The sequence below is a fragment of the Phaeobacter gallaeciensis DSM 26640 genome, assembly GCF_000511385.1.
Taxonomy (GTDB): Bacteria; Pseudomonadota; Alphaproteobacteria; order Rhodobacterales; family Rhodobacteraceae; genus Phaeobacter; species Phaeobacter gallaeciensis.
Genome location: NC_023141.1, coordinates 64,630 through 77,775, shown reverse-complemented (window position 1 = coordinate 77,775; position 13,146 = coordinate 64,630). Strand labels below are relative to the sequence as shown.

Annotated in this window: 14 protein-coding genes; 12 read left to right on the top strand and 2 right to left on the bottom strand. The window is 53.6% G+C overall.

Features of this window, described 5'->3' with window-relative positions; translation table 11 throughout:
• Nucleotides 1-115: 115 nt before the first annotated feature.
• Both GAL_RS21340 and GAL_RS22600 read right to left on the bottom strand, forming a co-directional pair.
• Complete coding sequence (locus tag GAL_RS21340) at nt 116-880, bottom strand: hypothetical protein (protein WP_024099675.1); 765 nt, start codon at nt 878-880, stop codon at nt 116-118.
• Between the two features lie 46 nt (nt 881-926).
• Nucleotides 927-1,250, bottom strand: a complete 324-nt coding sequence (locus GAL_RS22600) for a hypothetical protein (RefSeq protein WP_123619014.1) — start codon at nt 1,248-1,250, stop codon at nt 927-929.
• 356 nt (nt 1,251-1,606) lie between these two features.
• Between GAL_RS22600 and GAL_RS21335 the strand changes: the two genes are divergently transcribed.
• The 12 genes from GAL_RS21335 (at nt 1,607) to virB11 (ending at nt 13,075) form a co-directional block, all read left to right on the top strand.
• Nucleotides 1,607-1,951, top strand: coding sequence for a hypothetical protein (locus tag GAL_RS21335; protein WP_024099674.1), 345 nt, complete (start codon nt 1,607-1,609; stop codon nt 1,949-1,951).
• Nucleotides 1,893-2,612, top strand: a complete 720-nt coding sequence (locus GAL_RS23030; protein WP_407674859.1) for a lytic transglycosylase domain-containing protein — start codon at nt 1,893-1,895, stop codon at nt 2,610-2,612. The genes GAL_RS21335 and GAL_RS23030 overlap by 59 nt, the downstream gene beginning before the upstream one ends.
• A complete protein-coding gene (locus GAL_RS21330) occupies nt 2,609-2,914 on the top strand; it encodes a TrbC/VirB2 family protein (protein ID WP_024099673.1) in 306 nt (101 codons plus the stop codon). The genes GAL_RS23030 and GAL_RS21330 overlap by 4 nt, the downstream gene beginning before the upstream one ends.
• A gap of 61 nt (nt 2,915-2,975) precedes the next feature.
• Nucleotides 2,976-5,630, top strand: coding sequence for a VirB4 family type IV secretion/conjugal transfer ATPase (locus tag GAL_RS21325; RefSeq protein WP_024099672.1), 2,655 nt, complete (start codon nt 2,976-2,978; stop codon nt 5,628-5,630).
• 171 nt (nt 5,631-5,801) lie between these two features.
• Nucleotides 5,802-6,917 carry a transglycosylase SLT domain-containing protein gene (locus GAL_RS22920; RefSeq protein WP_024099670.1) on the top strand — a complete coding sequence of 372 codons (1,116 nt, stop codon included), beginning with the start codon at nt 5,802-5,804 and terminating at the stop codon, nt 6,915-6,917.
• A complete protein-coding gene (locus GAL_RS21310) occupies nt 6,914-7,726 on the top strand; it encodes a type IV secretion system protein (protein WP_024099669.1) in 813 nt (270 codons plus the stop codon). The genes GAL_RS22920 and GAL_RS21310 overlap by 4 nt, the downstream gene beginning before the upstream one ends.
• On the top strand, nt 7,723-8,226 hold the full coding sequence (locus GAL_RS21305) for a hypothetical protein (protein WP_024099668.1): 504 nt from the start codon (nt 7,723-7,725) through the stop codon (nt 8,224-8,226). The genes GAL_RS21310 and GAL_RS21305 overlap by 4 nt, the downstream gene beginning before the upstream one ends.
• Nucleotides 8,227-8,235: 9 nt before the next feature.
• Nucleotides 8,236-9,234, top strand: coding sequence for a type IV secretion system protein (locus tag GAL_RS21300; protein WP_244462828.1), 999 nt, complete (start codon nt 8,236-8,238; stop codon nt 9,232-9,234).
• A 33-nt stretch (nt 9,235-9,267) separates the two neighbouring features.
• Nucleotides 9,268-9,921, top strand: coding sequence for a virB8 family protein (locus tag GAL_RS21295; RefSeq protein WP_024099666.1), 654 nt, complete (start codon nt 9,268-9,270; stop codon nt 9,919-9,921).
• A gap of 6 nt (nt 9,922-9,927) precedes the next feature.
• The gene (locus GAL_RS21290; protein WP_024099665.1) at nt 9,928-10,668 is read left to right on the top strand and encodes a TrbG/VirB9 family P-type conjugative transfer protein; all 741 of its coding nucleotides are present in this window, start codon (nt 9,928-9,930) and stop codon (nt 10,666-10,668) included.
• Between the two features lie 2 nt (nt 10,669-10,670).
• Complete coding sequence (locus GAL_RS21285; RefSeq protein ID WP_024099664.1) at nt 10,671-12,083, top strand: TrbI/VirB10 family protein; 1,413 nt, start codon at nt 10,671-10,673, stop codon at nt 12,081-12,083.
• Entirely contained in the window at nt 12,083-13,075 is a 993-nt protein-coding gene (virB11, locus tag GAL_RS21280) for a P-type DNA transfer ATPase VirB11 (protein ID WP_024099663.1), read from the top strand. The genes GAL_RS21285 and virB11 overlap by 1 nt, the downstream gene beginning before the upstream one ends.
• Nucleotides 13,076-13,146: the final 71 nt, after the last annotated feature.

Here is a 13,146-nt window from a genome sequence, read left to right as displayed (position 1 = left end):
CTTTCCGTTGGTTTCATTGTATCTGCCTCGTGATTCTTATGTTCTTGGCATCAGACATATAGAAATTAGTAGTCCGTCGCAATTATTGTGGCCCACGATTTGGGGGCCACAACAGTTAGTAGTTCACCTGCTCGAAACCGTAATTGCCTTCATAGTCGCGCCAGTCGATGAAGACGGAGCGATGCCAAATGCTGGGACAGTTGGACCCGTAGCCTTCCAAACCTGTGTGTGCAGCGGGAAGGGCACCGACCGAGGAGCGACGCCAGTTGAAATCGCCTTGGGTGCCGTAAGTTCCAAGCTCAACGACCGAAAACCGGTTACAGTCCTCCCGGCCTTCGTTCTGATTGGCCCACCGGACGTGGAAAAGGCGGATAGAACGCACGAAATCGAAGTCCTTGCCGCCAATATCAATGTCAGCGACGCCGTTTTCCGTGCTTAGGCCGTTGATGAGCTGAAGCATGGTGTCTTCGGGGAGACGTTGTGCAGTCCCGCCGCTTCTGCGGAAAACGGCGGGCTGCGGTTCCAACTGTAGATCCGTGAGTGGGGCTGTTGGAACAGATTGCTTGGGCGCGCTGTCGTCCATGAGAATTTCATAGATGCGGTCAGCGGTCAGTGTCGATGGCTCAACATCAAATGATGCGCCCATGGGGCAGCGCCAAATCTGCAAAGGCGGCTCGATGGGCCAGGGTGTAATGCGCCGGATGAACTCGGCACGAGCGCGAGCGCAGGGCACAGACGCAGGCCAGCCGCCGGATAGGCAAAGAAGGATAGCGCAGTCAATTTGATATGATTGTGCTTTCGCCGGAGCTGGTGCGCCCGCAAGTGCGAAAAGCGATGCGACGCCAGCGGCGGCGTGGATAAAGTTGCGGGGTAGCTTCATGGCAAATCTCCAATCAATTGATAGTTTTTAAGCACAAAACCACCTTTCATTGCAATAGATAGCTATCAGAGCCGTCAGCTACTCCTTGTCGCGGCTTGGCCGGAAGGTTAAGAAGATGGTTATAGTCGGTAATTGCTTGCTGGATGCCTTCACGAGTGGCCGAACCCGAGGCGTTCAGGCAGTTAAGGTATTCGGCGGCAAGGCGGAAATAGTCATTATACTCTTGCGAGAGTTCACTTCGATACTCGATCTGCATTTCAGGATCGGATGGCAGAACAGGAAGGGCAGGGGGAACGCAGAATACTTCTTGGGTGATTGCTGTTTGCGAGCTGAACGACAGCAAACACAGTGCTGCTGTAAGTACCTGCAACGGCTTACAAAACCTAGTAGCTGGACAGGCGTTGCGAGAACGCGAGCGCAATGAGCAAGCTTTCCTCTTAGGCTGGTTCAGGTATGGCGTATGCCGTAAGGTCATGTTAGTCGCCTATCAACCTCTGGTTACAGGTGCCAATGTCCAGGCTGGGTACATCTGGCAATTTGTGAGGAACATAAGGTCAAGAAGCTAACGACCGCAATAGCTATGTTGAAAAGCGTTAAATAGCTGTTGACACTTAAAACCACTTCCCGCATCACTAACTAGCTATCGGCATCTTCACTATGGTGACGTTAGCGAAAGTTGGTTATTGCTCCTGTCGTCCACAAATCAAAAACGACCGGAGCCCCAATATGGAAACGATCTCGCCAGTGACCGTCTTAGCGAAAGTGAAGAAGGATCTGGGTGAAGGGGGGCGGCTCGAAGTCGAATGCGAAGAAACAGTCCATAAGGACGGAAGCCAGATGCGCGGTCGCTGGATCTTCTTCTTACTCAGTGAGGGTGAAGACGGCGAAACATACCGGTCTCAGGTGGTTGTGTGGAAGACTGTGGAACCGAAGGCAATTGTGACCGTGAATGGTCTCGCCGCTTTTGCAAAAGAACTTCGAATAACTGTCCCTGATTTCCCGCTGAAGGCGGGTGAAAAAGGGGTGTGGCGAATTGACGAAGGCTGTTCAAGTAAGAGTAGCGACCACTAGTAAAGGGTTTCTTTGGTCAGTTCTGGCATCAACCTTCTGCCAGGTCGCACAAGCCGAAGTTTTGGATGTAACAGGTGGTGAGTATTCGACCGTTCAGAGGTCTTCTGGGCCTTTGGTGTCGGGTGTTCTAGACCTTGAACGTCCAAGACAGCCCCTTCCAGAAGCAGAGGAAGACACGCCGCCTCCAAGGGCGGTGTCTCTTCCGGTTCCAAATACCGGTCGGCGTGGTAGTCCGCAGATCGAAGGTTTGATTCAAGAAATTGCACTTCACTACTCACGACATAGAGGCATCCGCGCAGCGGACCTCTCAACAACCGAGTGGGTAGCGTTGTTTCGAGCGAATATCGCCATTGAAAGCAATTTCAGACAATCGGCGCGCTCGCATGTAGGGGCAATTGGCCTCGGCCAGCTCATGCCCGCAACCGCACGGCGACTAGGTGTAGACCCAAATGATGCAAGGCAAAACCTACACGGTTCAGCCCGGTACTTGCTGATGCAACTCGAACGGTTTGGGTCAAAAGAATTGGCTTTGGCTGCATATAATGCAGGGCCAGAGGCAGTCACTCGGCACGGCGGCATTCCGCCTTATCGAGAAACACAGGGGCACGTCAGGAAAGTGCTCGCAATCTTCCATCAAACAACTGGACAGGAGACTACATGAAAACCCTTGGGAAATGGATGAAGACAAATGTGGGATTGCTGTTTGCAGTCCTGCCAATTTTTGCACTCGCGGCGGAGCCTGCCTTGGCGCAGAACCTCGATCCGCTGGAAAACATGTTGCAGACCGTCGTGGATGCGTTGACTGGCCCGATCGGGCGGCTGATCGCCATCCTCGCCGTTGTGGCAGCTGGCTACATGATGTTCACGGGTCGCCTTAACTGGCCTTTGTTCCTCGCCATTTTCTTTGGTGTGGTTCTGGTCTTCTCGGCCGCAACAATCATCGACGGTTTCGCCGCACCTTAAGTAAACACATTGCCTCGCGCCGCAAGTTGCGGCGCGAGGCTTCACCGTTTGGATATGCACAATGCGAGAAACACCAGTTTTCCTTGGCCTGACGCGACCGCCGAAATTCTTTGGACTGCCAATCGGCTATTTCATTGGGTTGATGCTCGGCGCGCTCATTCCATTCGTCGCGCTGGATGAATGGAAATTCATGCTCCTGATCCCGGTCGTTTATCCCGTGTTGTGGCTCATCGCTGATCGAAATCCGCACCTCTTTGAAATTATGGCAACGGTTTACTCGAAGACCCCGCCAACAAAAAACCGGAAGATCCACGGCGGCGATAGCTATGCGCCAATGTTGAGCGCTCCGAACAAAGCGACACAGGAACTACTTGGAGCCGAAGTATTGAAAGAAGATCCGGCAGCGCGTCATATCCCATATCTCGCGGGTTTGACCGATGAAATCATTATCACCCGGCAAGGCGATCTGATGGCAAGTGCTGTGATCGGCGGGCTGGACAGTTTGACGTCAGAAGAAGTTGAAGTCGACGTTCAAGCCGAAGCGTTCGCGCGGCAAGTCGGACAATTTGGTGAACAGTTTGGTTTTTACGTCAATAAGATCACTGTTCCGCAAGAGCTTGACCTGAAACCAGTCGATTTTGACGGGTTTTCAACGCAAGTGGATACCCGCTGGCGGAGCGAGCTAGACCGGCGAAAACTGCAACGGCGTGTGATCATTTTATCCGTGTTTCTGCGTCCATCACTCACGGACAAGCTCGGCCTAGGTGCTTGGCTTTCTCCCCAAAAGGAAGAAGCCGAGTATCGGGCCGAGCTGATGGAACGCATTGATCGTCTCAATGAAGCAATGCGTATTCTCGAAGGGATGCAGAAAGACACGGGCTTTAGGCGTCTGAACCTAAAGGATGGCGAATGGCTGGGGTTGTTGGGAACGATCCAAGGCCAACCTTTCCAAAAGCGTCATGCTTTGCCAGGGCAATATCTTTCAAATGTTGTTTCTAACAGCACGTTCACCTTCAAAGATCGTGTTGTTGAAATCAGCGATGGTCAGAACAAGCGATATGCCTCGATGTTGGGCATTCACGCATATTGCGCGCAGTCCACACCGGACATGCTTGATAAGCTGGATTTGCCGCATGACATTGTGATCACCAACAGCTTCACGCCACTACGGAACAACACGACCGTCGAGAAAATGAAGCTTGTTCGTCGGCAGATGAAGGCCACCGACGACGCGGCGGTCTCAGATGCTCTGGCACTGGAAGAGTCGGCAGACAATGTGGCGTCCGGACGACAGGTCTACGGATTGCATCACATGTCAATCATGATCGTTGCAGGCACTCGTGACGAGCTTGAAAAAGCCACGTCCGAGGTTTGGCAAGCTGCTCAGGAAACAGGCGCAACGCTGGTTCGGGAGCGGGCAGAATTTGCGGTCTTTAAGGGCGCGTTCTCCACAACCTTCTATGGGCAGGCGCCGGGCAACTGGTCCTATCGGCCGCGAGCGGTCATGAACTCATCGAACAACTTTTCGGAGTTTGCAGCGTTCCACAAAAGCGCGGGCGGCAGGCCAGCTGAAATGTCCCCTTGGGGAGAGAATATCACGGTTCTGCCAACGGTCTCATCCAGTGCGTATCGCTTCAATTTTCATGAAACTGGCAAACGTACTGAAGAACCAAGCGCGGGACATACGCTTGTGATCGGTCGTCCCGGCTCAGGTAAGACGCTTGGGACAGCATTTCTGATGGCTCAGGCTCGTCGGGTGGGCGCTCGGGTTATTGTCTTCGACAAGGATCAAGGTTTGGAAATGGCTGTTCGCGCGATGAATGGCAGCTACAGCGCTATTCGAGTGGGTGAAGCAACAGGCTTCAACCCATTCCAAACCGAGACAGATGAACGTGGAACAGCATGGCTTACAGATTGGCTCAGCGACATTCTGGGGCGTCACAAATCGCTTGATACGACGCAGACAGTCGCATTGAACAATGCCGTTCGACAGATCGTATCCGCAGCCCCAAATCTGCGCAACTTCAAAGGGCTGGAATCTCTTGTTGCATCCACAGACGACAACGGCGAGCTGCTGGAAAGAGTACGAGAGTGGACGGAGCAAGGTCGGTACGGTTGGATTTTCAGTAAGAAATCAGATGCGCCTATTGAGATGGGTGAAGAGATTGTGGGCATTGATATGTCCGAAATCCTTGATCTCGACACCGAGCGTTCCGCCGTTTTGGCCTATCTCTTCCGCCGTATCGAGCGCGTGATTGAAGACCGCGAACCCACAATGATCGTGATTGATGAAGCATGGAAGATGCTCAATGACGAGATCTTCGTGAAACGGCTGCACGACTGGCTTGTTACCATGCGGAAAAAGAACTGTGTGGTTGTGATGCTGACACAGACGCCGGGGCACTTGGAACAAAGCCAGGTCGGGCAAATCATTGCTGAAACAGTTAACACGCAAATTCTGTTCCCGAACAACCGTGCGAAGCCCGAAGACTATAAAATCCTTCGGACAAACGAAAGTGAAGCCGCGTTTCTCTGTGCAGGTGCTGGTGGAGCGCGCATCGCCCTGATCCGGTCAGCAGGGGACAGTGTTTTCGTGGATTATGATCTCTCGGGTTTGGGCGGCGCATTGACCGTCCTCGGTGGCGGTCGAACCGGCGAAGAAAAGGCCCCCCACGGGTGGCGGCAAAACCCTCAATTCTGGAAGGAAATGCTATGAGAATTATAGTGATGATTGCGGCTGTGGCCGCCCTCGCAGCCTGCGAGGGAACAACCACTGGTCGTAAGTCAGAGTGCTTTGGTCAAAGAAGCGCTGATGGCACTTATGTTGTTACGCGGAACGCAACAAATCACTTCACGATCAGCGCGAGTGACACTCCGGGGGGGCGCTATGATTGCGACTACCAGAGCTTCTAAGGCAGCTGCGTTTCTTCTCGCAACCAGTGTCGCTTCGTCGGCGCTGGCGCAGGGCGTTCCAGTGATTGACGGGAATAATCTGGCTCAGAATATCTCGCGGCTTACCGAAGCGCTGCGTGATGCTACTGACCAGGGTACGAAGATCGAAAACCGCGACAGCTTGGTTGAGCTGAAGGAAGAGCAACGGGAAGCTTATGAGCGGTTTTTGGCGGAATCGACGGGGACAACAAATGTTGCTGGGATAGAGGGCGGCTCGGTCAACTTCCCAAGTGCCGCAGAAGCCTACCCCGTCACAGAAACGGAAAACCAAGATGCACAGCGCCTGTTTGGTGACAATGCTTCTGTTGAACAGATGATTATTACCGTTGCTCGGCGGTATGAAGGCCATGCCGGTGTGTCGGCGGCTGGTCTGAATCCGCTGACCTGGCGCATTCTGTTTCAATCGCTGATTAAACAGGAAAGCCGTTTCAACAATGCTGCTGTAAGTCATGTAGGAGCGCGGGGTTTTTGTCAGCTGATGCCTGGGACCGCTGCGGATCTCGGCGTGAACCCTTACGATCCGTGGGAAAACCTAGATGGTGGCGCGCGGTACATTTTGACCCAGCTTGCGAGGTATGGCCGCGTAGATTATGCCCTTGCGGCCTATAACGCTGGCCCGGGCAACGTGAACAAGTATGGCGGCATTCCGCCCTTTGAAGAAACTCAGAACTATGTTCGTCGTATCAAGGGTTACTATGACGAATATCTTTCGGTGATCACAGGTGTCGATATGACAGGATCGCTGGATGGGATCGACGGGGCGAATGCCGCATGGGGCAACTATGCAGATGCCTCGATGGGTTATGGCTCCTATCAATCCGAACAGATCAACGGAGCGATGCGCCGGATCGCGGCAATCCTTGATCAAGGCGACCCTCAGAACGTCAAAGAAGCCTACGACTGGAATACCTATTTGATGGCTGAAAGGGCACGTCTGATGGCTCTGACGCTGCGCCTGCGCGCAGCTCATGTGAAAGTCGAAGCTGCGCAAGGTTTGAACGAAGCCTCGCAACAACTTCAAGCAACCACCTTTTGGGAGTACAACGAATGAAACTGAAACCATTTCTTTGCGCGGCCCTGGTGGCCGCAGGTATGAACGGAACCATTGGTGCTGCGCCTGTCTATGCCCAGGGCGTTCCTGTTATCGACGGGTCCAACCTCGCCAAGAACATCGAGCAATTGCAGCAGGCGTTGGCTGATGCTGAGCGACAGCTTCAGCAGATCGAACAGCTGCAAGAACAGATCCAACAGCTGACCGACATTAACGGATTGCTGGAAAACGTCCTGGGATCAATCACGGGTCTCAACGAAATCGGCAATCTGTACAATTCGGTCGAGGATATTCGCAGCCGTGCTGAGAAAATCACCGATTTAAGCGGCTTCATGGACTCGCTCGCCATTGGCGATTTCGATGGCCTGTTGGACAGCCTTTTGGATGGCGAAGTCACCATGGGCGACAAGATGGCCGCCGAAGCTGTTCAAGACACGCTCTCAGGCGCAGGGTTTACACCCGAAACACTGAGCGGGCTCTCAAGCTCCGACAATGTGTCGGATGGCACGATCGCGCAAACAGCGGCAGCAAACGCCACAGCAATGGCGGCTGCACAATTGTCCTATGAAGAAGCGGGGCAGAGCATCGAACGCACATCTGGACTTGTTGACGAGATTGGCAGTGCGGACACGCTGAAAGAATCAGTGGATCTCAACACCAGAATGGCAGCTGAGACCAACTACATGCTGGGCCAGATGTGGCGCTTGAATGCCGCACAAGGGCTTGCTTCGGGTCAGAACGGCATCAACTGGGCCGCAGAACAGGCCAAAGAGCGCGCGTTCTTCGACTTCTCGGGAGCGGCAGAATGATCAGGAAAAGTCTTCTCGCACTCGCACTGATGGCTGTCTGCACACCCGCATTGTCACAGGACATAGAGGCGATGAACCCGAAAGAGCTGCAAGGCGCTGCGGCCGCGGCTGTCGTTTCTGAAGACGCAGATTTGCTTCTTGAAATCATGCAGGAAATGCAGCGTCGAGAAATGCTGTTCTTCAAGGAAGACCGCACTGCGATATGCGATAGGGAGCCAGCAAAAACCGGGTACTTCGAAACAGCTCATCCGTTCCATCACGGCGCTGCAAAGCAGTGGTATTTTATGAAGCTGCGCGAAATTCGGTTGGCCGAACAAAGCTGTGAATGCTTGGCGGCAGCTGCGAGTTTTGACGACTTGTTACAGGAACAATTCGGCGTCACGACCGAAACTATGACCGAAGAGGTCTTTTTCGCGATGCGTGATGAGCGAGAGAGCAATCGTCGCGCCATAGATGAAAACTACCGAGCGTTTCACAGCGCCAACTGCCGGGGAGAATAAAAATTGGCAGTGATTGAAACCCTTCTCACGACAGTGGACACGGCGGTTGCAAGCATCGGCGGCACGATTTTTAACTCGGTTGCCGCTGAAGTGCTGCCCATCGTGCAGGTGGGGTCGGTACTCATCATTGCACTGACTGGCGCTAACCTCGCCATTCAAGCCATTCCTATGACATTGCAGAACGGCGTCAGCCTCATGTTACGGATTGCTCTCGTCTATATATTCGTGAGTTCCTTCAACAATTTTGATGCTGTCTACGGTGTCCTGACTGACGCACCAGCCGAATTTGGTGCCGTGGTGCTTAACGAAATCACAGGCGGTAGTGTCACAAACCTTTATGACGGCCTAGATGAATTGTATGGCCGTGCGCTCGATGTAGGAGACGCCGTAAGCCAGAACGGTAGCTTTATAGCAGGTGCTATTGCGGGCGTGCTGATGTTTCTGGTCGCCGCACTTATGGCCGTTGTCAGTGTCATCATGATCGGCGGCGCGAAGCTCATGATCGGCGTGCTGATCATTCTTGGACCAGTTGCAGTGGCGACCGCTCTTTTCAAACAATCAGCACCATTTTTCGAAGCCTATGTAAAAATGGCTCTCGGTTTCGCACTTGTACCGCTATTGGCGGCTGCAATGGCGGGCTTCACTATAGCCGCTGCCACCGATGTAGTTCCCGACGATCTGAGTTCCGTTGACACGATAGGGGATATGGTGAGCTTCATCGTGATCATGCTTTTGGGGACTGGCCTTATGGCAATGATCCCCAGCACATCTTCTTCACTTGCACAAACCGGGATTGGTCTAACCGCTGCTGCCGCAGCAACCTATGTGCAGGGCCGTAAAGGTCTTGACGCCGGTAAAGCTGGGGCCAGTGCAACTGGTGGAGCCATTGGTGGGGCATATCGCGCCGCCAGAGGTCAGGCGCTCGATGCTGGAGCAAGCCGAGCCTCGAAAGTCGGACACGCGACGGTCAGCAAGGTTCAATATCTTGCGAACCGACTGAGAAAATAAACGGAATTGACGAGTTTGAAGGAAGGGCAGCCAATGTCAGAAAAAGGATTCGATGTAGACTTGGTGTTGCAGCCGAAACGTAGTGAACGGCTGGCATGGAAGGTAGCGACAGCATCTTGCGGTCTATCGTTGCTGCTGGGTGCAGCAATCGTTTTCATGATGCCGTTGAAGGAAACAGAGGTCTTCACGGTGCTGGTTGACAAAACAACCGGTGCAGCTGAGCGGATTGTGCAGGTCCAGCCCACGGGAATTTCGGACGAAGAAGCTGTAAAGGAAGCGCTCTTGGTCGCGTATGTGACTGATCGTGAGAGTTACATCCTCGCGGGCATTCAAGAGCGTCTTGAAAGCGTACAGCGTCGCTCAAGTGGCAGCGCGCAAAACTCTCTTCGCCGCCTTTGGACCGATAGCAGTGACAATGAAAGCTATCCACCGCGCGTTTACGGCCAAGGATCTGAGGTCTCCGTCAGGATCAAGGCAATCAACTTCCTAGAACCGCTCGTCGCGCAGGTGCGGTTTGAAAAATCGCTTCGCCGGCCTCGGCAAGAGGCCGTTACCAGATCCTTCGTTGCAACTGTTGGATTTGAGTTCGAGCCAAGACGGGAACGCCAGCTCCAACGAGTCTGGGAAAATCCGCTTGGATTCACAGTCACGACCTTCCGTGTCGATGCCGAAACGCTTGGGGAGTAAGTAGCAATGAACAGGAAACTTAACATAACAACTATTATCGGCGCGGCATTTTTGGTGGCGGCGACCCCCGCCATTGCTGAGCGAAAACCGACGACTATGGGTGCCGATGCGAGGGTTACGCACGTCACCTATAATCCGACTGACGTAATCCGTGTCCATACCCATCTTCGCGTAAATACAGCGATTGAGCTTGGGAATGGTGAGAGGATCACGCAGGTTCTGTTGGGCGACAGTGAAAGCTTCGAAGTGGAAGTGCTTTCAAACCGCCAGACTATCTCCATCAAGCCCGTGATTGCTCGTGCAAGCTCGAACATGACAGTTTACACGAACCGCCGCGCAATCGCCTTTTATGTGACCGAGGGAAGCGTGCAGCGCCAAACCTTCCGCGTGGTTGTCAACTTTCCTGACGACAGACCGCGCCGAACCGTTACTGCGACCGGCTCACGCGACACTGGATACCAGTTCTCAGGAAATGCAAACTTCCGGCCTGTGCGCGTTTGGAATGACGGTAGGAATACATTCTTCGAGTTTCGGAACGACACGCGTCCTTCAATCTTTCGTGTCAACGCCTCTGGATATGAGGTCACAACAAACACTTCGTCGCGGCGTCGCGTTGTCCGTGTGAGCGGCGTTCATTCTGAATACTCGGTTCGGATCGGCAACGAAGTCGTCTGCATACGACGCATCCAAGGTGGGACGGTTAGTAGCCGGTCAACTGTTGCTGCGCTTGCTGGGAAGGAGTTTTAATCATGGCTGAAGATCAAGAGTACGAAGTAAAATCGAAAAAGAAAGCCAAAGGCCCTGGCACCGCTGCAAAAGCAATTGTTGGCGCAGGCGTGCTCGGCATGGTGGGGCTTTTGGCCTATCCGCTGATCGCGCCCGACAACAAGGCCCCTCTGGAAACATCCGGTTCACTAGAGTTTCAGGAAGGTTCGCCGGACAATAGTTTTGCGCGCATCCAACCGGGTGAAGCTGAGCCAGAACCATCGTTCGATTTTTCGGGTGTTGATGCACAGCTGGAAGAACAGCGGCGGGCAATGGCCGAGCGCGAGCGTGCATTACAAGAACAGGTTCGGCAGCTCGAAGCGCAGCTTCGTGGCATATCGGATAACGCAGGTGCAGGGCAGCAAGAGTTGGCCGAACAGATCTCAGCCGCCGTTACAGCGGCGAATGAGGAAAACGCCCGTATCTTGCGAGAAATGCAAGCGGCAATGAATCAGCAGATCGAAGGGCTTCAAGCAAGATTGTCTGAGGCTGAGCAACAGAACGCCTCTGCGGAAATGGCCCGACTTGAAGCAGAACGCCTCGCAGCAGAGCGTTTGGCCCAAGATGCCGAAGCACAAAGGCTTGCCGAACAACAGGCCGCGGCCGAGCGCGAGCGACGAGCTGAACTTGAGCGCATCCGGCAGGAACAACGCGCAATCATGGCCGCGCGAATTAAATCTCCATCCGTGATTTATGATGAGAGAGCATCGAGCGGATCGACAGATCAATCAGCGGGCCAAAGCTCCCCAACATCCAGAAATCCAACCTCTGATGAACGAAATCGGGCATTTGTCGAAAGCGGCGCTTCTCCTGTTGAAGTGACCTCAGCAGAAGTGATCGCAAACCCGTCGAGGACTGTCGTGCAGGGTACAATGATCGCGGCGACACTGGAAAATGCCATCGATTCTTCATTGCCCGGCGCTGTTACAGCCATGGTTAATGAACCGGTATATTCATTTGATGGATCGGGCATTCTGATCCCTTCAGGATCGAAGGTATTTGGTCAATACAGCTCTGACATTTCACTTGGACAGGGACGTATTCTGGTACGTTGGTCGCGATTGGTTACTCCAGAAGGCCAGTCAGTCCAGATTGCGGCCTATGGCGGTGATCAACAAGGGCGGTCGGGCGTAACGGGTCGTGTTAACTCACGGTTTGGAATGCGGTTTGGCGGCGCTGCTTTGGTGTCGTTGATTGGCGCAGCTCCGTCAATCGCAGCGAACGCCTATGCTTCGGACAGCGAATTGGCTCGCGACACAGCCGAGGACATAGGCGACGATCTTGCCAACGCGAGTGCAGACGTAATCAACGAATATGCGACTTTGCCCCCGATCATCACTGTGGAGCAAGGCGCGCGTGTGACGATCATGGTTGATCGTGACTTGGAGTTCTATTGATGGACGACGCCGGCTCTTTTCTTGAAGCCTATTTCACGCCAATCAAGGATCTGCTCAAAGACAGTGAGATTGTCGAGATTGCCATCAACAGTGACGGAACAGTTTGGATAGAGAAACAGGGAGCGCCTTACATGGCGCTCCATTGTTCACACAAATTCGAAAAGATTGACGCCAACAACATCGGCACCGCGATAGCATCTGATATTGGGGCACAGTTCTCTGTAGCCAAGCCCGTTCTATCCGGAAAAATCGAATATGCTGGTCGCCCGCTTCGCGCCCAGGTTATCGCAGAACCAGCAATCGAAGGCGGAACGGCTATAACGCTCCGCTCATATAGCCACACTAAGATTTCGCTTGAGAAAATGGGCCTTCTGCATGGGAGTCTTGTTGATCTTGAAGAAAAACGGCGCGAGCGCGCTCAACATGTCGCGGATCTGGCCCAAGAAGGCAAAGTCGAGGACGCGATGCGGGTTTGCATCGAGGACCGGCTGAACATTCTGATTTCTGGCGGAACCTCAAGTGGTAAAACCACGTTTGCGCGCGGCCTTCTCGATCTCGTTGAACCGCAAGAGCGTATCGTCACGATTGAAGACGCCTTTGAGCTGTTTCCGGAGCAACCTAACTCGGTCTGCCTTCGTGCAAAGCGAGTTGAAGGCGGCGAAGTCACAGCAGCGAAATTGCTAGAAGCAACGCTCCGTCTGCGCCCTGATCGCATCATTCTCGGTGAGCTTCGTGGTAACGAATGCAAAACCTTCCTTGATGCAATTAACACCGGCCATGGGGGCAGTTTCACAACTATCCACGCTGATACAGCAAAGAAGGCGCTGGATCGCTTGGCGCTTATGGTGATGGACGTTGGTATGAACATGACCTTTCAAGAGGTTTGGCGATATTGCGCTAACAGCATCGACCTGGTTGTTCAGCTTGGCAGGCACGATGGCCGTCGCGGTGTAGCGGAAATATTCCTGCCAGCGCTTCACATCGACAAATAGGGGGCGTCTGCCCCCTACCCTTCGGGCGACCCCCGAGGATATTTGCGGAAAGATGACATTGGTTTCGGCAG